We start from the raw sequence: 22,276 nt of genomic DNA, 5'->3' as shown, positions 1-22,276 counted from the left end.
GCATGAGCCGATCCCGGTGTTCCACGACGATGGTTTGCACATGGGGATCCGCCAGCAACTTCATGAGCTTAGGCCGATACCCATTTCGCCCCGAACCGATTTCCGTCACTACCTTGACTACGACAAGCCTTTGTTGCGTCGCAAATTCGGTCAAGCGAGCGATTTGACGCTCTAAGTCCACCTTTTGATCCGAACTGGACACGCGCGCATAGAGCGCTACAGCTTTTTCCACCGGTTCCGGCTCGTGTACGAGAATGGTGCCCGTTGGCGTCTGCTCAAACGGAACTGGCATGCGGCCTTCTTTTACCCAGCGCCAGGCAGTCTTATATGATATCCCATTTTTTCTAGCCCAATCACTAAGTTTCATAGATATAGAATACAATAAACGTCCATAGATGTCTATAAATTAGGGAGTAGTTTTCAACCCTCGGGCCGATTGGAAACGATAAAGTACATAAACCAATAGAAGGACGACGACTACAAGCCATCCCCATGTGTTCATGGCACCGCCCCCTTTTCGGGCATATACCCAATGGGGTATACATACGGTACGGGGTATACGATACAATGGGGATGGAGATTTGTCAACGGTGCGAGCATACGCTCGACCACCGCGTTTTAGACACCCTTATGAAACAGACCTATAAACGAGATGACTCTTCAATCTGGATCTTCCCATGTTCAAGCAGCCAATCGACAGCTTCACGAACCGCTTGCAGAGACTCATATCGGGGTTTATAGCCAAGAAGCGATTCCGCCTTGGCAATGCTGCAATTCGGGCTGTGGGCGATATGATCCCATGTCGCCTCCGCCTCTTTCTGCGAAACGGTCTGGCGCCACGCTTCCCAGGGCAGAAAGCGCAAGTTGGCTTCCCGACCAAACCAGCGTGCCACGGCTTCCGCGTAGCCTCGGAGTGTAATAGCAGCAGGCGACACGACATGAAAGCTTTCGCCAATCGACGTGCTCCAGTGACGGATAGCCTGTTGAAACGCTTGGGCAACGTCATCGGCGTGTACATGATGCACCGTCTCCAGGCCGAAGTTAGGCAAAGCCAACTCCGCTCCGCTGGCCAGCCGCGCAAACACTTCTGGATTGAAGTGGCCTGCAGGATTAAGCGGCTCCCATCCCGGTCCGACGATGTGCCCTGGATGCAAAATCGTTGCTGGCAGGCGCCCGCTGCGCGCCTCTCTCAACAGATACTTCTCAATCTGCGCCTTTTGAATGCCATAATCCCCGAACGGCCGACGGGGTGCATCTTCCGTCGTTGGCACTCGCACGCTCGGCCCGTGAACCCAGATGGTCCCACAATGCAAAAAGTGTTGAACTTGCCCACGCAGCGCCTCGACCAATTGCTCTGCGCTGGCAAGGGTAAAACAGATGAGATCGATGACAATATCCGGCTTTAGTGCCGCAATATACTCGCCAAACCGCCCTTGAGCCTCCAGCCCTGTCCGATCCGCTTGCACATGCTGTACCGACTCCCAAGCACCGTCAGCCTGATACGGTTGACGAGTCCGGCGGGAGACATTGATGACTTCGTGCCCCTCTTCCACCAAACGCGGAACCAGATAGGTACCGATGTGCCCTGTACCTCCAATGATGACCACACGCATCGCAAATCCTCCTCACAGCGGTAAATACAATTTATCATGGAGCCCAATGATTTGGCCATTCCCAATCTTCGCATTGGGGAACAATTCAGGGACGATATGTATGGCCCTTAACATAGCGAAGCCACCTCTCCCGCTTAAAAATGTAACGCTCCGATGAGCCCATCCACCACAATCCATAACCCCAACAACCCGAGGACAATCCCGGCCAGCTTTTCAGCCCATTCTCCCAGCCACGGTTTCAGTTTTGAACCGAAGAACAGCCCCACCATGGTAAAAATGAAGGCCTGTAGGGCAATAAGCGAGATCGTCAATGCCGTAGGTACGCCAACAAATCCGATCGAAAAACCAACGGCCAATTCATCTAAACCGATGCTGAGAGCCGTCACAAGGAGCGACCAGCCCACAAGATTCCGTTCTACCAGATTACGCTCCAGTTTCTCTTCCTCTCCGTCCTCGTCTTCAAACCACAGAAACCATACGGCGACCGCCAACAGCACAATTCCGCCCATCATAGACGCCCAGCGACCAATCAGCTCCCCAGCACCCTTGCCGAAGAGCAACCCGAGGAGGGGCATTAATGCCTCAGCGCACGCAAAGGTCAGGGCAATTTTCAGTTTCCCTTTGGTTTTGACCATCCCCAGTGAAATTGACATCAATAGCGTGTCCATTCCCAATGAGAGGATCAACGCAATCATCTTCAATACGGTGTTCATCGATTTTCCGCCCCGAAATTATCTGGTCTTCCGTGGTGACGTTCTTGAACGTGACCACACGGCATTGCAAAGGTGCAGAAGGCTGAACTAGACTGATGCTAGGCGGGCCAAGCCGTAAGTTGTGTCACGCAGCCGAGGATTGTGCGAGGAAATAGCAGCGTAGAGGGCTTCTCCGTGATCCATCGGGACTTCCGAGCCATAGACTAGGAATCGATAGCGCAGTCGAGTGTGTATAGGAACTTCGTCGGACATGTTTTCACCTCTCGGAATGGATATGTATTATTTTGGTTTCCTTATATACGGACACTTCCATCGATTATGGTATTTCAGCCAACGAACCTTGTCAAAGTGCTTTTTAAACCACCTGCCGATTCCTGCGCCGAAAGGCGTTGAAGTATCATACAGCAAGACTCTGTATAGTAAGTCTGGTGGGAGAGAATACTGAGGAAAGAGAGTTACCGCTATGAATGAAAATTTCGTGCAGGCGGCCGGACGTCATTTATATGACTGCTTTCTTCTACGTGAACGAGAGCGTTGGGATAACGCGGTATATCTTGCCGGCTATGTGGTCGAATGCATACTGAAGGCACTCATTGAGACGTACATTGATAGAGGCTTCGCCGTCTCGTATGGCCACGACCTGGTAGGGCTAGAAGGAGAGGCCATCGACAAAGCGCGAGTCTTGCATCCAGAAATCGATTTGCTACTGCCTAAGTCCAGAATCGACGGCACGGTGTTGGAGCAAGATCATCCGCAGCGGAGATACGCCGCGAACGGTTTGTGGAGTAAGCAGCAGGCGATTGAGGCCTGTGAACGAGCACGAGAAATCTATGACGAGATCATATCTGTTCTTGTGTTGGACGGTTATATCAAATACCGGGAGGTGTGAGAGTGGAAATTCACTTCGGAGCCGTTCTCGACGCAGCGAGGCAGGTTATCCAGGAATCGATAGAAACATCAAATTTCAGGGATATTACACTCATTCGAGACGTTTACGGTCGGGTTCGAGTGTGTTTGGAATACGACGCGAAAAATAACCCTCTTAGCGACGAGGAAAGACAAAATCTCAATAGGAATCTGCGAACGCGACTGGGCAATTATTACGCGGATGAGATATGGGAAGTGAACAAGACTGGGAATGTTGACTCTATCGTCCGTATACTCCGCCAGGAACGGGTGGCAGCCTCTTGGGATCTGGACTCCTCCACTCCGCGGTGGTATATCCTTGAACGACACATCGCTAAGCAGGCATGGACGTCCAACCATGTAGCGTCACCACCGTGGCCACAAGAACTGGTCGACAAAGGATATAAACCTGCCATCGTCGCATTCTATTCATACAAGGGCGGTCTCGGTCGTACGACTGGAATGGTGGCGACCGCCTTGACTTTGGCCCGCTATGGACACCGTGTCGCGATGGTCGATCTCGATTTAGAGGCACCCGGTTTGGCATCATTGTTCTATAATCAAGAGTCAGATGACACGATTCAGTCTGGCGTCATTGATTACCTATTAGAAAAGCCAATTCAAGGACAGGACTGGAAATTACGAGCGCAGATTTATAGCATTAACCAGAAGAGTATCATCGGAGATGACGGCGAGCCAGTCCGTATCCTGCCTGCGGGCCGAATTGACGATGAGTATCTCGAGAAATTGGCTCGTCTTGACTTCCAGCATGTTGTTCAAAATCGACTCCATGCAACCTTCAAACAAATGTTTGACGAACTCGGCAAATTGCAGAGCCTGGATTTCATACTGGTCGACGCACGAGCAGGGTTTCATGATTTAGGCGGATTGACCATTGCGGAGCTCGCACACGCCGCAGTCGTTTTTGTTAACCATTCCAGCCAATCGTGGGCGGGATTTCGACATGTTATGAAGCGACTTGCGCGACCGTATGAAGACGAACCCCTACCCGTACTTCTCGTGCATGCCATGGCGCCTGGACTCGGGGACCCTGGGGCCACGACTGAACTGAGAAGTTTCCGTGAACACGCCTATACCTTGTTCAAGGAAAACTACTATCGAGAAACTGACTCTGTCCCCAATGCCAATGACCCTGACGCTCCTTTCATGCCAATTGTCATTCCGTGGCATGCTGAACTCCGGGGAGACATACCGCTATATCCGAGAGACGAGAGCATAGAGGAACGGAACCGATTGCAGAGGTTAGTCTCCGTTCTAACAGATGGCCCTTATCAACAACTTGCGGAGCGTTTGTGTTTACTGTTTGGTCGGACTTTAGGTAGGGGAGGTGAAGTCAAATGAACAAATGGGATAAAAGAACCTTGCTTGAGCACGTACAAGGTATTGCACCGAGAGGGGCTGCGGCGGAGAACGAAAGCGACGACGATTTACTCAAAAACTTTTTACCGATACCGGATCATCGCCGTATGCTCGAACCTGATATTCTCCTCATACTGGGAGGACGGGGCGTCGGCAAGACCGAAATGTTTCGGGTCTTAGCGCGGCCAACAGGAAGAGAGGCTTTATTTCGCCACATTGGCAGCCGGGCCGTATCTGTATGGGAGAAGACAAGCTGGATACCAGGTTTTGGGGATCGGAAACAGCAAAAAAACTATCCATCACAGGAAGCGATTGAAGACCTCTTAACTCGGGCAGACGGTTTGGATTGGCGGGCTTTTTGGATTGGCCTATTGCTTGGGGTCTTATTGCGCGATGCTGCGCCGGCGATTCAGGCCATTCTTGCGGCTAGCCTTCCGGCGGAAGTGCACGGTTTTTTGAAAAACGAACCATCTCGGCTAAGCAAATGGTTTCCAGTGGTTCGCAGTGACTTGGAATCGATAAATGATGCGCTGGATAAAGTGGATAACTTGCTGATTGAATCGGATTGCTGGCTGTTCATCACTTACGACGAACTGGATCGCATCGTTCGCACTCACGCCGGTCTGGCGGATCCCATTCGTGAATTATTGGCATTTTGGCTTGACCGCTGGCGTCGTTGGGAGCGCCTGCGCCCGAAAATTTTCCTGCGCAACGATTTGTTCAACGAGGACTACCTGAGCTTCCCGGATGCCTCAAAGTTTTCTGGACATCGTATTCGCTTAGAGTGGACAAGCCACTGGCTGTATCAATTACTGGCCAAACGGCTCGCGAATTCCGGTGAGCTAATGAAGGCATATCTAGATACCATTCCGGGTTTAATTACCGAGCATGACGAGTATCTCGGTTGGCTCACGAGTACAGATGAAGAACTGTACCACCAATTGATGGAGATGATGATTGGCAAGTTCATGGGGGCAAATCCAAGAAAAGGGCTCACATATCGTTGGATACCTAATCACCTTCAGGATGCGGAGGGACGAATCGCACCGAGGTCCTTTTTGAAAATATTCTCCCTGGCAGCCGAACGTGAACTTGGCGAGTTTCGGTCACTTCCCGATTCCGCCTTGTTAAGGCCGATGGATCTCCAAGGCGCTCTGATGGATACGTCGAAAGATCGGATTGCCGAGCTGAAAGAGGAGTACCCTTGGATAGAGGCTTTAACGAGCAGTATTGAAGGGATTGAAGTTCCCGCACCACGAAGTATTTTCCTGCAAGCGATCGAGAAGACACAGTGGGAGCCGGAAGGGCCGCCCAAATCGACCGCTGAACAAATCCTACGCTATCTTGAAGAGTTAGGCATCATTGAAATTCGCTCCGACGGGCGGATTAATGCACCGGAAATCTACCTGCACGGGTTCAAACTGAAACGCAGAGGTGGAATTAAGCGTCCCAGGTAAACACGATTCCAGCTCATTTCTGCCCTCGTCTGTAAGCATGAAGTGATGAAGTTCGGCACTCAATGTGAAATGTCGACTGTAGATGAAGAGTACGACAAGAGCAGTCGGCGAATGTACTCGAGTGAGGGGCTGAGCAGTAGTAGCCCCTCCCCTTTCGATATATCCCTTCCTGTTAAGGAGCAAATCGTCCTCTTTAGCCCCCGTTATCCCTTTGAGAACGCTACAGAAACGGGTTCAGACCGTTCATAGCAGTCGTGCGTCTTGACACAAGTACCCTACAGGGGTATGGTGTTCCCAAAGGTGCAGATGAAAGTGAGGCCTGCCAATGGGTACGGATCATCACAACCATAGTTATGCCTCAAAGAAGGACGACCTACAGCGACGGCTGAAACGCATAGAGGGACAAGTTCGTGGGATTCAAAAAATGATTGAAGAAGACCGGTACTGCGTGGATATCCTGGTGCAAATCGCAGCCATCAAAAGCGCAATCCACCAGGTCGGTCTCTCCATTTTGGAATCACACACCCGAGGCTGCGTTGCCGATGCCTTGACCAACCAGGAAAACGGCAACGAGAAAATCGATGAGCTGATGGAGGTCATTCGCCAGTTTACAAAGTCGTGACCTCGTCGAAAGGGGGGAAAACAGTGCCTGAGGTGTGTGAAGTCACCTTGCCTGTTGAAGGCATGACCTGTGCAGCCTGTGCTGCCCGTATAGAGAAGAACGTCTCCAAGCTCCCCGGTGTCAAAGAGGTCAACGTCAACCTCGCTTCGGAACGGGCCAGGGTGGTCCTCAATGGCGAGACGACTTGGAAAGACGTTGTGGAGAAAATCGAGAAAACCGGCTACACCGTTCCGACTCGGGATGTGGAATTCACCATTGAGGGAATGACGTGCGCCGCCTGCGCCGCTCGGATTGAAAAAGTGGTTGGACGGCTGGATGCGGTGAAATCGGTCCATGTCAATCTGGCCTCGGAAAAGGCGCATATCTCCTTTGTTCCCGGTGTAATTCAGGAAACGGATTTAATCCGCACGATTGAAAAAGCCGGTTATGGCGCGAAACTGGCATCCAAGACCGCGGTGGAAGAAGAGAGACGGCGTAAGCAAGAAGTGTACCGGCGCGATTTCATCAAGTTCTGGGTGTCGGTTGTGCTCACGGCTCCGCTCGTCATCCAGATGTTCATTATGCTTTTTGGTGGTATGGCCTTTATGCCGAACTGGGTCAGTTGGCTGCTGGCCACACCCGTGCAGTTCTATATTGGTTGGCGGTTCTATAAAGGCGCGTACCATTCGCTTCGTGGCGGGGCAGCCAACATGGACGTCTTAGTGGCTCTGGGCACATCCGCCGCCTACGTCTACAGCGCGATCCGCACGCTCCAAGGGCATCCAGATGTCTACTTTGACAGCTCGGCGACGGTCGTTACGTTGATTTTCATGGGCAAGCTCCTTGAGGCACGGGCCAAGGCGAAATCCAGTTCCGCCATCGAGTCCCTCGCAAAGCTTGGTGCCAAAGTGGCGCATGTCTTGCGTGACGGGAAAGAAATCGATGTGCCGGTCGAAGAACTGCGTGTCGGCGACATGGTCCGAGTTCGTCCCGGCGAAAAGGTCCCGAGCGACGGCATCATCAAGGAAGGCAATACCGCGATTGATGAGTCGTTTCTCACGGGCGAACCCCTGCCCGTCACGAAATCGCCTGGTGATGCCGTGGTCGGGGCTTCCGTTAACCAGACGAACACATTCACCATGGAGATCACCAAGGTGGGATCGGATACTGCGCTGGCTCAGGTCATTCGACTGGTTGATCAGGCCCAAGGATCGAAAGCCCCTGTGCAACGACTGGCCGACAAAATCTCTGGGATTTTCGTCCCGATTGTACTTGGGATTGCCGCGTTGACCCTGATTCTGTGGGGCATCTTCACGGGTTGGTCGCACGGCCTCATCGCCGCCGTCGCAGTGCTCGTGATTGCTTGCCCCTGTTCACTTGGCCTGGCGACGCCCACGGCCATCATGGTCGGGACAGGTCTTGGTGCAGAATCAGGCATTTTGATTAAAGGCGGAGAGTATCTCGAACTCGCGCACAAGGTGAGCGCCGTGATTTTCGACAAGACGGGAACACTCACCTCCGGAAAACCACGGGTGACCGACGTTTGGACTATGGAGGGTGTCACAAATCAGGACCTCCTTACGGCCGCATCTGCGCTTGAGGCGCAAAGCGAACACCCGCTGGGTGCAGCGATTATCAAGTACAGTCAAGACCAAGGCGTCGTGATTCCGTCCGCGACAGACGTTCGAGCGGTTCCGGGTCAAGGCATTGAGGGTAGGGTCGACGGCCGCACCGTTCGCATCGGGAACCGTAGATGGTTGACCGAGATGGGCCTTACCGAATTCCCGGACAAGCCCCTGACGCAGTTCGAAAATGCGGGTAAAACCGCGGTCATGGTAGCAAGCGGGGAACAACTGTTAGGCATCATTGCCATGGCCGACACCATCAAGCCGGATGCAAGAGATACGGTACGCCGCCTGAAAAATATGGGCATTAAAGTTTGGATGATTACCGGGGACAATGAACGGACAGCGAGCGCTGTGGCTGCCGAGGTGGGCATTGAAAACGTGATGGCTGGCGTCCTCCCTGGCGATAAAGCGACGAAGGTGAACGAACTGCGGAAACACGGACGAATTGTGGCGATGGTCGGGGACGGCATCAATGATGCGCCGGCACTCGCCGCAGCCGACATCGGGATTGCCATGGGTACGGGCGCTGACGTGACCCTGGAGGCCGCCGACATTGCGCTGATGCACGGGAGCACGCATGGTGTCGTGGACGCGATTCAACTCTCCAAGGCCACGATGCGCAAGATCCGCCAAAACCTGTTTTGGGCGTTCTTCTACAACGTGCTGGGAATCCCGCTGGCGGCATTTGGCATCCTAAGCCCCATCATCGCCGGAGCGGCGATGGCTTTCAGTTCCGTCAGTGTGGTCTCCAATAGCTTGCTGCTTCGGCGCCTGCGCCTCGGAAAGGGGGTGCATGCGGCAAGTTGAGACGGGTTCTGCCGATAACAAAACGTCCGGTGTTCAATATACTCCAGCATTCAACCAGCATTCAAGGAGATGAAATTCGACATGGCGACCGCAACGATTACGGTGAAAGGCATGACTTGTAGTGGGTGCGTCAACGCTGTCACGAGGGCTTTGAAGGCCATCGACGGTGTGCAAGAGGCCAACGTCGACTTACAGGGTCAGAAGGCCACCGTGGCGTTCGATGCTTCGAAAGTGAGTGTGGCAAACCTTAAAGAGGCTGTCGAGGAAGCCGGATACGACACGGAATAACTGAACAACGGACTATGGTCGGGAAAACGACGGCGGAGGGAGACCCCCGCCGTTGTTTCGTTGCCCCCCGCCCTGTAACGGGTAGAGGCGTCCTTACTGGACCGAAACTGAGAACGATTGCTAGAGCCGGGTACGTCTACGGATGAATCGAGAATGTGGCAGCGGTTTTACTTCGTCATCGTCCCGTATACCCTGCGTCGCCTGCAAGGCCATAGCCACCTCCGCCCCCAACAGGATGATGATACTGACGATGTAAATCCAGAAAGTAAACAACATGATGAACGTCAGGCTGCCGTAAATCATCTGGTACTGCCCCAAATGCCCCGTATACCAGACAAACAGTTCCCGAGAGATGTATATGGCCCCCGTCGACACGAGGGCTCCAATCACGAGATAGAGGTCACGCAAGCGATACGACGGCAGAAAGCGATAAAAGGAATAACATGTGAGAAAGAGCAAGAGGGGAAAAGCTACACGAGAGATATTATGAACCATCGCCAACCAAAGCACGATACCGGATCTGACAAACAACCCCTGAGTCACCAGAGGGATGATGATGGTGGCGAGGGACGACAAAACGGTGAGCAGCAACAGTATCCCAAGCATGCCAAACCCAACCAGGTATTGCTTCAGGAAGGAACGTCGGTGACGGGTCTCCCAAATCACGTCCAATGTCTGCTGGAATGACACAAATCCGCCAACGGTCGACCAAAGCAGTCCCATCACTCCGAAAATCCCGACCCTTGGCCCCAGAGAAACGAGCCTCGAAACGTTTTGTGCGAGGTACAGGTTTGCGCCAGGGATCGTTGGAACGTACGATTTCAAAAGGTCGGACAGGAATTGCTGAATGGAATGATGTGGTATACACAGTGAGGCGCCATAAGTCATCAGAAGCAGTAACGGAACCATGGCTGAAAACCCGAAAAACGCAATGATAGCACCCAGAGCGCCAATGTTGTGTTTCAGGATGCCAGCCACAAGGCGCCTCGCAAACGCAAGAAATGGTTTCAATCTATCTCGTACCCCTTGTCCGCCACTTCCAATGATGCCGTTTTATTGTGGCCACATGGGGAATTGTTCAATCCTGGCCCACCTTGGTTTGATGCAGAGAATAGATCAAGATAGTTCGGCTGGCTTGGGTGCTCAACCCCGTGATCGGATGTTTGTCCCCTAAGGACGCCAGAAATGCGTGAGTTTATTCTGGTCTGATACGCGAACGGCACGATTTCTATGGGTATTGGACGACGAGCAAAGCCATTCACTTACAGGATGTAAGGTTTAAACACATCCCCCCCCTTCGTCCAGCGAGAAGCATGGGGACTAACCCTTGCTAAGGTCTCACCTTAGCGGGCTTGGAAACCATTGTAAGACTACTGACAATCAGGAGGGCGCCAACAATCTGTGGGACCGTCATTTTCTGCGACAAGATGAGCCATGCGAAAACCGCTGTCCACACGGGTTCCATATTGAAGATTAAAGCCGCTTCTGCGGACGACAGCCTTGCTTGCCCCCATGCCTGTAGAAAGCACGCTACAACGGTCGCAAGGATGGCTAAGTACCCAATCCATATCCATGCTGTCTTGGACCAGTGAAACAACCCGTGATATATGGAAGGATGCAAGGAGCCCTGGATAAGCAGCCAAACCGTCATGGCCAGGCCTGCCCCTACGGACTGGAGACCCGTAATCTGAATAGAAGTTGCATACTTCGTAATCTCCGTCGTTCCGATGATTTGTGCGGAGAATCCCACAGCCGCCAGGAACGCCCAGAGAATCCCTACCTTCAAGTCGAAGGTTAAGTGTCCAATCAACAATACGACCCCAACCATACTCACGATAACAGAAATCCAGAGAGCTTTATGTGGACGGATTCGCTGCAAAAAGGCAGCTCCAATCGGGGTGAAGACCACATACAATGCCGTGATGAACGCGACCTCATCCACGGGAATCGTGACCATGGCCCATCCTTGAGCCAGAACCGATACGCCCAGCAGCGCCCCCGTCCCAAGTCCAATACACCAGTGCTTTCTCGACAGCCGCAAACGGAACACGGTAGGAATGAGTAGAATACCTGCCAGCCCAAAACGCATCCAGAGGAGAATACTTACCGGCATCGCCAGCTCGCCCTGCCGTATCACCACGTTGCTGTAGCCCCAAATAACCGTTGCAAGCGTGATCGACAGCATGCCAAGGAGCCAATGCATCGCTTTGGAACCTTGATGGGTTTTAATCCATCTCGAGATAGAGTGTTGAAATAGGACCGTTGAGATCATGGATTCACTCCTTGCTTCATCGCTCATTTTTACAGCAGCTCATATTGGAAATTGTACTCGAATCTGACGCCGAAGTACGCATACGAATCGGAATACGGCACCCAATTTTAGGCACACTTAGACTGGTCGTTATTCATGCAAAGGGTTCTTTGGACGCGCAGTTACGAAATCATTGAATCACAAAGGGGCTGCAAGGTTGAACGAGCAAGAAGAATACCAAAAATGGCTAAGCCAACCTGGGCTGCCGAAAGACCTGCACGAGGAACTGGAGTCCATCAAAGGGGACAAAGAGGCCATCGAGGCGAGGTTTGGAGGCAGTCTGGAATTTGGGACAGCTGGTCTGCGGGCTGTTATGGGTGCCGGCCCGAATCGGTTGAATATCTACACCGTCCGTAAAGCGTCTTGGGCGTTTGCGAAATACCTGCTCGAACATGAGCCGAACGCCGCCGAACGGGGCGTTGCGATTGGCTATGACTGCCGCCACATGTCTTACGAGTTTGCGCGGGAAACTGGTCTCACGATGGCCGCGATGGGTATTCGCGCGTACGTTTCCCCGTACTTGTGCCCGACGCCGGAGGTCTCCTTCGCCATTCGGCACCTGCAAACCGCGGGTGGCGTGACCATCACGGCCAGCCATAACCCGCCCGAATACAACGGCTACAAGGCCTATGGGCCGGATGGCTGCCAGCTCCTTCCAGACGCCACAGAAAAAATTCGGGCTATAGCGGCCGAGAATCAAGACGTGTTCCACATCCCCACACTCCCTCTGGACGAAGCCACCCGACGCGGCCTGTTCCAATGGACCTCGCCCGAAGTGCGCGGCGCGTATCTGGAATCGGTGGTCCGTGAAGTGAAATTCCCATCGCTCACGGCAGAACAGCGATTGGCGTTGTCTATCGTCTATACGCCATTGCACGGATCTGGGAACATTCCGGTGCGCAACGCGCTCCAAGCGGCTGGGTATGGCCAGGTCCACGTGGTGCAGGAACAGGCCGAGCCGAACGGGGATTTCCCGACCGTCAAGAGCCCGAACCCGGAGGAGCCGGAGGCGTTGGAATTGGGCATTCGGGTCGCCCGCGAGATTCAGGCCGATCTCGTCCTCGGGACCGATCCGGACGCCGACCGAGTAGGCATTGCGGTGCGTGATGAGAACGGATCGTATACGTTGCTCACAGGCAACCAAGTCGGCGCGCTCTTGGCCGATTTCATTCTCAGCCGGCGGAAAGCCGAGGGCCGGCTGCCGAAGAACGGCATTGTGTTCAAGACCGTCGTCACGTCAGAACTCGGGCAGGCCGTCGCCGATGCGTACGGGATCGCCTTAGAGAACACCTTGACGGGCTTCAAATACATCGGCAGCGGCATCACCGAGTCTGAGCGGACGGGAAAACATACGTTTTTGCTCGGCTATGAGGAGAGTTACGGGTATTTGGTCTCCCCGATTGTCCGAGATAAAGACGCGGTCCAGACCTGCCTCGCCATCGCGGAGATGGCGGCGTTCCACAAAAGTCAAGGGCGGACGCTGCACGACGCGCTGGATGACTTGTTTAAGCGGTTCGGCTTCTATAAGGAAGAGTTGGTCAGCGTCAAGATTACCGGAGAAGACGCCTCCGAGCGCAGGGAGGCTATCCTCGACGATCTCCGGAAAAACACACCGATTGTCGAAAACCTGCGGCTGGTGGCCATCGAGGACTATTCGGCACAGCGGCGTGTCAAAGTGGGCGGCGACGGAAAGCCTTTGGGAGAGGCTGAGCCCTTGCACCTCCCCAAGTCGGATGTCCTCAAGTATTGGTACGAGGGCGGCTCCTGGATGGCCATTCGCCCATCTGGCACCGAGCCGAAAGTCAAGGCGTACCTCGCGGCGCGCGGCAAGGATAAACAGGAATGTGAAGAGAAAATCAGGCGAATGCGCGCGGTGATTGAAAAACGTGTGACGTAATGGGCTAGCGTAGAACTGTAAAACCTGCGCTTCCCGCGAAAGGTCGCTTTTAAGCTACCTACCTTGGCCTGTTAATCATGGAAAGCCTCGAATCTAACCCACCGTGCTCAAAGGCGCTCTAGCTGTATACAGTGTAACCTGATGCTCCTCGCCATCATCGACTAACTGCAGATAAGGTTGACTCATCTCCCGGCCATCCACAATCCACGTAGGGACAACCCCCTCAGCCCGGTGGGCCAAAGTCTCCGTATCGGTGACGGAGGTTGTCACTCCGCCGGCGGTGCGGTTGACGGAACCGCCTGCAACCGCGCTTGTCCCGCCGCGCGCATTGCAATAGACGTCGATGTGATATGTGGCGTCCCCGTAGCGGTAATCGACGTGGAACTTGTCCCATTCCGGTGGCACGCACGGGCGGATGTACAGTTTGTCCCGTCGGCGCATCACGCCGAGGACGTATTCGAGGCCTGCTTGATACATCCAGCCGGCGGCCCCCGTGTACCACGACCAGCCCGCGCGGCCCCGGTGCGGATCGGCCGTGTAGACGTCCGCCGACATGACGTACGGTTCGTTGCCAAACGTGCGGACGTCGCGCAGGCTGCTCGTATGGGCGATGGGATTAAGCATGGCGAACAGCTCGAACGCTTTGTCGCGTCGTCCCAACATCGCCCAGGCCACGATGCTCCAGATGACGCCGTGCGTATATTGGCCGCCATTCTCACGGATGCCAGGCGGATAGCCTTGGATATACCCAGGGCTCGGCCGCGTTTGGTCAAACGCTTTGGTCAGCAAGCGGGCGAGCGACAGTTCGCGCTCCACCAACTCCCGGTCAAACGACTTCATCGCGCGTTCCTGCCGCTCCTTCGACGTCCCTTGCGAGATGACCGACCACGACTGCGCGATGGCGTCGATGCGGCACTCCTTGTTCTGAGTCGAGCCGAGCCACGCCCCATCGTCGGTGAACGCGCGGCGGAACCACGCGCCGTCCCAGGCGTGTTCGTTCAGGTTTCGTTCGAGATCCGCCACAGCCTGCCGAAACTCATCGACGACCTCCTGCGTAAGCTCGCCCGCGCCGAGCACATTCGCGCTAGGTGCATGGTCGTCCCGTACTGTCGGCCCGGCGCCAGGCTCCCGCTCCGGCCCAGCTTCGCCCTCTTCGCCGACGTCCTCGGCCATCTGGATGAACCGTTTCAGGATGTCGAGCAAAAACCAGCCCAACCACACACTCTCGCCGCGCCCTTCATCACCGACCCGGTTCATACCGTCGTTCCAATCGCCAATGCCAATCAGCGGGATGCCGTGCTCTCCGAATCGCGCAAGCGTATGCCGGATGGCGCGCAGGCAGTGTTCGAGCAGGGTGCCCTGTTCATCCGACTCGACCATGTCTTCGTAGCGCTCCAGCTCGCCTTCCTTCAGCGGATCGCTATGGAGAAACGGGACGCGTTCCGCCAGAATGCGGACATCGCCCGTCTGCTCCACGTAGCGCGAGGTCGCGTACGGGAGCCACAGCAGGTCATCGGAGAATCGCGTGCGGATGCCCTTGCGCGTCTCCTCGTGCCACCAATGCTGGACATCGCCCTCCTCGTACTGATGCGCCGCGTTGCGCAGAATCTGCTGCCGGGTGATGGACGCGTCCACGTGCAGGAAGGCGAGCGAATCCTGAAGCTGATCCCGAAACCCAAACGCGCCACCCGCCTGGTAGAACGCCGTCCGCGCCCACAATCGACAGGCGAGCGCCTGATACAACAGCCAACCACCCAGCATCACATCCAAGGCCCGATCCGGTGTCTTCACCGCGACCTGTCCGGTCACCCGCTCCCAATGCCGCGTCACCTCAGCCAGCGCCTCGTCGTACGCGGCGGCGCGACTGTACTTTTGCACGAGGGCTTGCACTCCCTCCGTCGAGTCGGCGCAACCGAGTAAAATCACAACGGTGACGTCCCCGCCAGCCGGCACGTCGACAATGGTTTGCACGGCGCCGCACGTATTGGCGAACGCGCCCGTTCGCCCGGAGAGCTTATCGTCGAGGAGTGCCGCCGGACAGGCGCGAGTGCCGCCCCGGCCGATGAAATCGGCCCTATCCGCCGTCCACGACAGGGACGGTCCGACCTCTGCACCACTGTCCGCCGCGCTCGTGTCCACTTCGCCACGGTCCGCTTCGCCCCCGGCCGGCTCAGAGGCCACGTGAAGGAACCCGACCGCGTTGCGGAACGCCTCCTGATACGGATTGCGGGCGAGCAGCGTACGTGTCTGTGGGTCCCACTCACTGACGATGAACGGCGCCTGCGCCTCGCGCAGGACACCGATGACCCACTCCGCGTAGTACGTCACGGCAATCCGCTTGGCCTTGTCTCCCCGGTTGCGCAAACGCAGGCGGAGAATCTTGAGGGGATCGTTCAACGGGACGGTCATCTCGAGTGTGTGGACGATGTCGCCATCCATCTGCTCGATGCGGGTGTATCCCCAGCCGTGCGTCACCTGGTATGTCCGTTCCCCGCCTGCAGGCTTCGGCGCCGCCGACCAGACGTCGTTCGTCGTCAGGTCCCGGAGATACAGACACTCACCGGGCGGGTCGAGGACCGGATCGTTATACCAGGGCGTGAGCTTGCACTCGTGCGAGTTGCGCCACCAACTGTAGCCGGTGCCAAGTTCGGTCACGATGCAGCCAAACTGTGGATTGGCCAGCACGTTGGTCCACGGCCGAGGCAGGTAGGCGCCAGATGGTACGTGAATCTGGTAGGCGCGACCGTCGTCCACGAAGCCGCCCCAACCGTTGAAGAACTCACCGAACGCGGATACGTGCGGATCGCGCGGACGCCTCGGCTCATGCGGCAGCGGCGCGTGAGACAAACGCGGCAGGTCTTTCGGGTCAATCCGCAACTGGGCACGCAGGCTTGGGCCGCCCGCTCGCAGCCACACCCGTGAGGAGGCGGCGAGCAATATGCGTTCCTCGTTCGCGAGCTGTTCCGCCTTGATGTTGATGATCCGCTTCAAGTCGGCGATACCCCGGGCCGCAAGCGATTCGCGCAGCCGGCGCATCAACTCATCCGGATTGCCGCCGACCGTCTCGTCGAGGATGACCAGGTCGAGGGCCAGCCCCTGCGCGAATAAATATTGGTGCTGACGGGCGAGCAGGGTGACAAACGGCAGGTCGGCCAGATGGCTCACAGAGACCGTAACAATCGGCGCGTCCCCGCTGATGCCGCGCGCCCAGAGGGCGGAGATGCCGAGCTGGTTGTGGAGAATCGCTTCCCGACGGACGCGCGACAACGGCGGCGTAAACAACAGCCTGCCCGCCAGAAGGTGGGCAGCCGCGGCCTGAGCGGGCGTGAGATGGAGGTGCCGCAGATCAATCTGCCGGCGCACCCACGCCACGTGAAACGCCCGCTCCGCCTGCGCGGGTTCGCGCAGCCGTGAAACGATGTCGAGCGCCGCTTTCCGACTTTCCGCCACGCCGGTCACGAAGTACACCGTCGCCGACTCGCCCGGTGCCAGATGCAGAGAGCGGCGCATGACAAACGCAGGGTCCGCAACCGAGCCGACGGACCCACGCAAACGCATCGACATCGCCTGCGGGAAGCTCAGCGAGAAGCCGCGACCGATAAACGCCGCCCTATCCGTTTCAAACTCGTCATCCCGCACCTCCTGCCCCTCGACGTAAACGGTATGCACGGCCCATGTTTCCTTCTCATCCTCGGCGCGCGGCCGACGTTTGGCAAGCAGACAATGCGAATCCTGGTCATAGATCGTCTGGACGAACAGTTTGCTAAACGCCGGATGCGCGCTGTCGGCCGCCTGGGAGGCGAGTGCGAGTTCGAGGAACGATGTCACCTCCAGCGTCCGGTCGTCGTCACTGTGGTTGACGAGCCGGAGCCGGCGCACTTCCGCATCGACATCCGGCGCCACCGTCACCGCCAGGCTCGACTCAATGCCGTGGCAGGTGGTTTCAAACGTGCTCTTGTCGAGGCGGAATTCCACTTGGTATGTGTCCTCGCGCTGGCACGGAAAGCGCGTCGGGCTCCACGTCTCTTCGGACACCTCGTCGTGGATGTAGATGGCCATCCCGGAGCTGTCAACCACCGGGTCTTCTCGGAATCTCGTGACGGACAGGCCGTTCCACGAGAGCATCCCGTTACCTTCTCCGGTCAGCACGCTGGTCATACGGCCGTTCGACATCACGTTCACTTCGGGCACGGCCGACAGACCGTGAACGGTTCGTGTGGCGTCGTCCGGTTTCCCGTCCAACTTCGGCAGGGTGGCGCGAGCGCCGACCGTCTCTTTGATGAGCACCGCCTTCGCCGGGATGCGCTCCTGCAGGAGCAGTTCTGTCGCTTGCACGCGCGGATCGCCATGAAAGCGGTCAATCAGCACGTCATCCGTGAGCAAATTGGCCAGCGTCAGCAGACTCATCCCCTGGTGGTGCGCCATGAAACTCCGCACGACCTGATGGCGCGTGCCAACGGGCAACCGCTCGACGGTGAAATCGACCGCTTCATAGTAACCAAATTCGCCCTTGGCGCCGTACTGCTCGAACTGGCGCAACGCCGCCATTCCGGCTTCTCCAGCGATGGGCAGCGCCAGGATGGTGGCGTAGGGGGCCACGACGAGATTGCGCTCCAACCCTCTATCGAGCCCGAGACCTGGGATTCCGAACGCGCGGTACTGATAATTCATGTGAGAATCAAACGCGTAGTAGCCGCTCTCCGACGTCCCGAACGGCACGCGGTGAATGTCCGCGTACTCTTTCTGGCGTGCGACGACGCCACGATACGTCGAGTCCCAGACCGTGTTCGGGTAGGTTCGCAGAATGAGCGCCGGCATCAAGTATTCGAACATCGTTCCGGACCAGGAGAGCAGCGTTTTGTGTGATGCAGCGATGGTCAGGGTGCGACTCAAGGTAAACCAGTGCGACACCGGAATTTGCCCGAGCGCGATGGCGACGAAACTGGCCTGTCTCGCCTCCGAAGCCAGCAAGTCATACAGCACTCTGTCTTTCTGGTTGGCATCGACACGGTAGCCGATCGAAAACAAGCGCTCGTCCGGATTATAGAGGGGTTCGAAGCGCGTTTCCTCAATCAGCGCGTCGATGTCTTTCAATAATCTCTTCGCGCGGGGTTGCAACGAGGGGTCGCGCTGGGCCCAATCCGCCAATCCCTGCCGGACCAGCATCAGATACGCGACCAGGTTGCCGGAATCGACCGTCGACACATAGCGCGGAGCGAGCGGCTGGGCTGTCCGGGTGTCGTACCAGTTGAACAGGTGGCCGTGCCACTTCTCCAGCTTGCGGAGGGTCGCCACGGTCGCCTCCAGACGCTCAAGCATCGCCGGACTGTCGATGAAGCCCAGGTCGCGCGCCGCCACGACAGAGGCTAGGTAGAGCCCGATGTTGGTCGGAGACGTGCGGTGGGCGATAGTCTCTTCTGGGTAGTATTGCACATTGTCTGGCGGCAGCCACGACTCCTCGGCCGTTACGTAGCGTTCATAAAACGACCAGATTTGGCTCGCTAGTTCCTTCAACTCCGGGCGGGCCGCCGTCACCCAGTCCCGGCTCTGGTCGCGCCGCGGCCGATTCAGGCTCTGAACCACGGGGCGCGCAAGCGCCCACAGAACGAACGCCACCACCGCGACAATCCGCGCCGTGATGCCGTCAAACAACCAGGCGGTGACGACGAACAGAGCCGCCACCACATACCCGAGCGGTTCGTAAAGAAAGACGCGCCGATGCACCGGTTTCCTATCCAGCTCGGCCGATGTCACCCACTCGAGCAGATGTCTGTGGCTGATAAACATCCGGTACAGCGTGCGCAAAATCGCGTCGGCGTTCAGAACGGCGACAAAGGGCCAGGTCATCATCTGCACAACGCTTTGCAGAAAACTCACACGCACCGCACGCCAACTGCCGACGCCGAGCAGGCAGTGCCCGCAAGCCCGCCAAAACGGGAGAAACCACGTCAACAGCACCATCGTCTCCCACGCGAAGGCACGACCCGGCAGTCCGAAGAGGCCAAGCCAGGCGACCAGAAGTAGTACCGGCGCGAGCAGGCTTTTGCGCAGATTGTCGATGATGTGCCAGCGCGTCAGGCCGCAAAGGTCAATCTTCTGTCCATTCCCGTGCCGGTCCTTGCAGCTCCGCCCGAGCCAGCGGAGCAACTGCCAGTCGCCGCGAATCCAGCGGTGGGCCCGACTCTGATAGGCGTAGTACGTCGTCGGGAACTCTTCCACCACCTCGATGTCGGACGTGAGACCGGCGCGCAGAAATCCCCCTTCGAGAATGTCGTGGCTCAGCACCTGGTTATCGGGTATCCGATTTACCAGCGTTTTGCGAAACGCCTCGACGTCGAAAATGCCCTTGCCGACAAACATCGCCTGATCGAAGAGATCCTGGTACGGGTTGGAGGCGGCGAATGCGTACGGATCGATCCCCGGCTCCCCCGCCCACAACTCGGCAAACCGCGACTTTTGCGTCGAGGCGAAGCTCATCCCGATGCGCGGCTGCAGCACGCCGTACCCTTCCTGGACGCGGGTTTCGGTCTCGTTGAGGCGCGGGCGGTGGTACGGCAGGTGAATCGTGCCGGCCATCCGGCCCACTACGCCAATCGGCAGCTTGGTGTCGAGGTCCACCGTGAATACGTAACGAATATTTGGCAAGACCTCCGTTTGTCCACGCACCGTGGTGAAGCTCGTCGTGGTACTGCCCGACAAAAGCTCAACGAATTCCACCAGCTTGCCGCGCTTGCGTTCCCACCCGGCGTACACCTGGTCCACCGCGTTTAAGCGCCGCTCGCGATGAAACAGGAAGAACCGCTCGCGGCCATACTTTTCCTGTAGCGCCTCCAAACGCCGGATGGCATGGGCGACGATTGCCTCGTCGCCCGGTTCTGTGGCCTCCGGCGCGTCGGTGAAATCCGCCAGCACGGCGAAGTGGATGTTCGCCTGACGATTGGCCAGGTAGTGCACGAGCAGCCGGTCCATCACGTCATCGACTTCCTCGACACTGGACCAAATGACGGGCATGACGACCATGGTCCGCGCGTCTTCCGGCAGGCCTTGCGAGAAGTCGTAGCGAAGGAGCGGCGTCGGTTTGCAGCATCGGTCAATCAGCCCGTGTAACAACGCGATGGCCCACTCACTTGCGGGAATGAGGAGCGCGAGCAGAACGGCCAGCCAGGAGACAAGGCGAATCGACGCGCCACCAACTATCAGAAGGCTCCCGAGCACAAGCAGGCCGGCAAAGATCAGGGCGCCGCCAACCAAATAGGTGGACAGGGGCCTGCGGCGCAGCGCAATCTGGGGCAACCGGCGCGGCCGGGCCACGTCGGAGAGTGTCTGGCGAAGCGACGTGACGCCGTGCGGATCGAACAGGTAATAGGCGAGACACGCCGAACGCGGCGGAAGCTCGTCAGGCGCGCCATGCGCCGTTTGTTTCCGGTACTCCTCCAAGTGGGACTTGGCTAGCCGTACCGAGGTCTGGGCCACCAAAGTCTCCGGGACGTTCAACTGCCGCGCGACGTCGGCAACCCGACCCCGCAGCAAATCGCGGCTGGAGAGATCTAGTCGCTCGTAATCGTGGCTCGCGTCGGTCAGGAGGATCTGCTCGACGCGGCAGATGCGCGTGAACACCAGGCGCCAGGGCATTCGCTCCAAGACATGCAGGCTCTGGACCAGGTTCCCGCACGTCACCTGAAGCTCAGCCTGCAACTGATGCTCAAAGGAGACCATCTGCTCCAGGCTGGATTCATTGTTTTCCACGTGGGCAGCCAACCAGTTCCAGACCGTCCGCATGTCGGGCTCCAACTCGCTCAAGTGCCGCACAAAGTGGACGACCTCGGTCGCATCGAGCATGCGCCCGTGCGTCTCCCGCTCCAAAAGCTCACGAATCTGAACGTCGGACAGGTTCTCTGCCCCCGCGCGTTCGAGCAGCGACGCGACAAAACCGCAAACATCGTGGCGGCGGCGAACTTCCCGCATGGCCTGCGCCAATCGGTGGATGATGACAATCCGCATGGCGCTCGGCAGCGCCCAACACTCCGCGATTTTGAGGACGGCGACCTCCTGGTACGCTTCCAGATAGGTCTCGAACGAGTGGACTTCATAACGCCCGTCCACATGGGCCAAATAATCGTCACAGATGGCGTAGATGCGCGGCAACCCAGTCCCCTGCAACTTCGGCAACGGATGCAAGGTCTCTGGCGGTAACTCACGCATCACAACCTGGGCTTGCGTCTCCAGAAACGCGATATGATCTAGCAGCCAGTCCTCCGCCGGTTGTTTGCACTCCACTCGGCTGTACGTCAGCTTGTCCGCGAACTCGTGCAGCTCTTTCATACTCGACTGAAAACCCGGCCAGAAGCGAGGCGTCAGACGGCGGGTTGTATCCAGCTCATGCGTCAGGGCGAGTTCGCGTGCGTGAGTCGTCAGTTGATCTCGGTTGAGAATCATTCCAGGCCTCCTGAATGTGGTCAACCTGCGCACAAAAACCCCCGAGTACCGGGGTGGTACGAACGATTCGTCAAGAAAAGTCCGAGCAGGCAGATGCCTGAACGAACGAAAGCCGACTGGCGAACAGCAATATATGTAAATATCACCAATATCCTCTCTTTTTATGAATCCGATCCGTTTGTGCGCGATCCGCTCGCGCCAGAGAAGAATGAACGAGGGGATTGGATGAAAAATCGTGG

Annotated in this window: 13 protein-coding genes; 7 read left to right on the top strand and 6 right to left on the bottom strand. The window is 56.9% G+C overall.

From position 1 onward, the window contains the following. From H522_RS19220 to H522_RS0112485, 3 genes are all read right to left on the bottom strand, one after another. A partial coding sequence (locus H522_RS19220; protein ID WP_035453793.1) for an IS607 family transposase occupies positions 1 to 367 on the bottom strand: 367 nt, incomplete at its 3' end. A 274-nt stretch (positions 368 to 641) separates the two neighbouring features. Beyond that, positions 642 to 1,613 (bottom strand): NAD-dependent epimerase/dehydratase family protein, encoded by a 972-nt coding sequence (locus tag H522_RS0112495; RefSeq protein WP_026962583.1) that lies wholly within the window; start codon positions 1,611 to 1,613, stop codon positions 642 to 644. A 134-nt stretch (positions 1,614 to 1,747) separates the two neighbouring features. Further along, positions 1,748 to 2,326, bottom strand: coding sequence for a manganese efflux pump MntP (locus tag H522_RS0112485; protein ID WP_026962582.1), 579 nt, complete (start codon positions 2,324 to 2,326; stop codon positions 1,748 to 1,750). Positions 2,327 to 2,789: 463 nt separating this feature from the next. Here H522_RS0112485 and H522_RS0112480 point away from each other — a divergent pair, with 463 nt between their 5' ends. The 6 genes from H522_RS0112480 (at position 2,790) to H522_RS0112455 (ending at position 9,393) form a co-directional block, all read left to right on the top strand. Beyond that, the gene (locus tag H522_RS0112480) at positions 2,790 to 3,215 is read left to right on the top strand and encodes a HEPN domain-containing protein (protein ID WP_026962581.1); all 426 of its coding nucleotides are present in this window, start codon (positions 2,790 to 2,792) and stop codon (positions 3,213 to 3,215) included. 2 nt (positions 3,216 to 3,217) lie between these two features. Then, on the top strand, positions 3,218 to 4,594 hold the full coding sequence (locus H522_RS19215) for a KGGVGR-motif variant AAA ATPase (protein WP_051344231.1): 1,377 nt from the start codon (positions 3,218 to 3,220) through the stop codon (positions 4,592 to 4,594). After that, complete coding sequence (locus tag H522_RS0112470; protein WP_026962580.1) at positions 4,591 to 6,069, top strand: P-loop ATPase, Sll1717 family; 1,479 nt, start codon at positions 4,591 to 4,593, stop codon at positions 6,067 to 6,069. The genes H522_RS19215 and H522_RS0112470 overlap by 4 nt, the downstream gene beginning before the upstream one ends. 325 nt (positions 6,070 to 6,394) lie before the next feature. Next, a complete protein-coding gene (locus H522_RS0112465) occupies positions 6,395 to 6,691 on the top strand; it encodes a metal-sensitive transcriptional regulator (RefSeq protein ID WP_026962579.1) in 297 nt (98 codons plus the stop codon). A 23-nt stretch (positions 6,692 to 6,714) separates the two neighbouring features. Continuing rightward, positions 6,715 to 9,105 (top strand): heavy metal translocating P-type ATPase, encoded by a 2,391-nt coding sequence (locus H522_RS0112460; RefSeq protein WP_026962578.1) that lies wholly within the window; start codon positions 6,715 to 6,717, stop codon positions 9,103 to 9,105. An 81-nt stretch (positions 9,106 to 9,186) separates the two neighbouring features. Continuing rightward, on the top strand, positions 9,187 to 9,393 hold the full coding sequence (locus H522_RS0112455; RefSeq protein WP_026962577.1) for a heavy-metal-associated domain-containing protein: 207 nt from the start codon (positions 9,187 to 9,189) through the stop codon (positions 9,391 to 9,393). Between the two features lie 120 nt (positions 9,394 to 9,513). On the opposite strand, the gene H522_RS0112450 is transcribed toward H522_RS0112455, so the two are convergent. Together H522_RS0112450 and H522_RS19210 are read right to left on the bottom strand one after the other, a co-directional pair. Further along, positions 9,514 to 10,404 carry a YihY/virulence factor BrkB family protein gene (locus tag H522_RS0112450; RefSeq protein WP_026962576.1) on the bottom strand — a complete coding sequence of 297 codons (891 nt, stop codon included), beginning with the start codon at positions 10,402 to 10,404 and terminating at the stop codon, positions 9,514 to 9,516. A 319-nt stretch (positions 10,405 to 10,723) separates the two neighbouring features. Then, positions 10,724 to 11,665 (bottom strand): DMT family transporter, encoded by a 942-nt coding sequence (locus H522_RS19210; protein ID WP_051344230.1) that lies wholly within the window; start codon positions 11,663 to 11,665, stop codon positions 10,724 to 10,726. Positions 11,666 to 11,861: 196 nt separating this feature from the next. On the opposite strand from H522_RS19210, the gene H522_RS0112440 reads away from it, so the two are divergent. Then, positions 11,862 to 13,601: a phospho-sugar mutase gene (locus H522_RS0112440; protein ID WP_026962575.1), complete on the top strand. Its 1,740-nt coding sequence runs from the start codon at positions 11,862 to 11,864 to the stop codon at positions 13,599 to 13,601. A gap of 93 nt (positions 13,602 to 13,694) precedes the next feature. Here the strand turns inward: H522_RS0112440 and H522_RS19205 are convergent, their stop codons facing one another. Next, the gene (locus tag H522_RS19205) at positions 13,695 to 22,037 is read right to left on the bottom strand and encodes a glycoside hydrolase family 94 protein (RefSeq protein ID WP_051344229.1); all 8,343 of its coding nucleotides are present in this window, start codon (positions 22,035 to 22,037) and stop codon (positions 13,695 to 13,697) included. Positions 22,038 to 22,276: the final 239 nt, after the last annotated feature.

This window comes from Alicyclobacillus herbarius DSM 13609 (assembly GCF_000430585.1).
Lineage (GTDB): Bacteria > Bacillota > Bacilli > Alicyclobacillales > Alicyclobacillaceae > Alicyclobacillus_G > Alicyclobacillus_G herbarius.
This window is presented reverse-complemented; position numbering and strand designations above follow the sequence as displayed.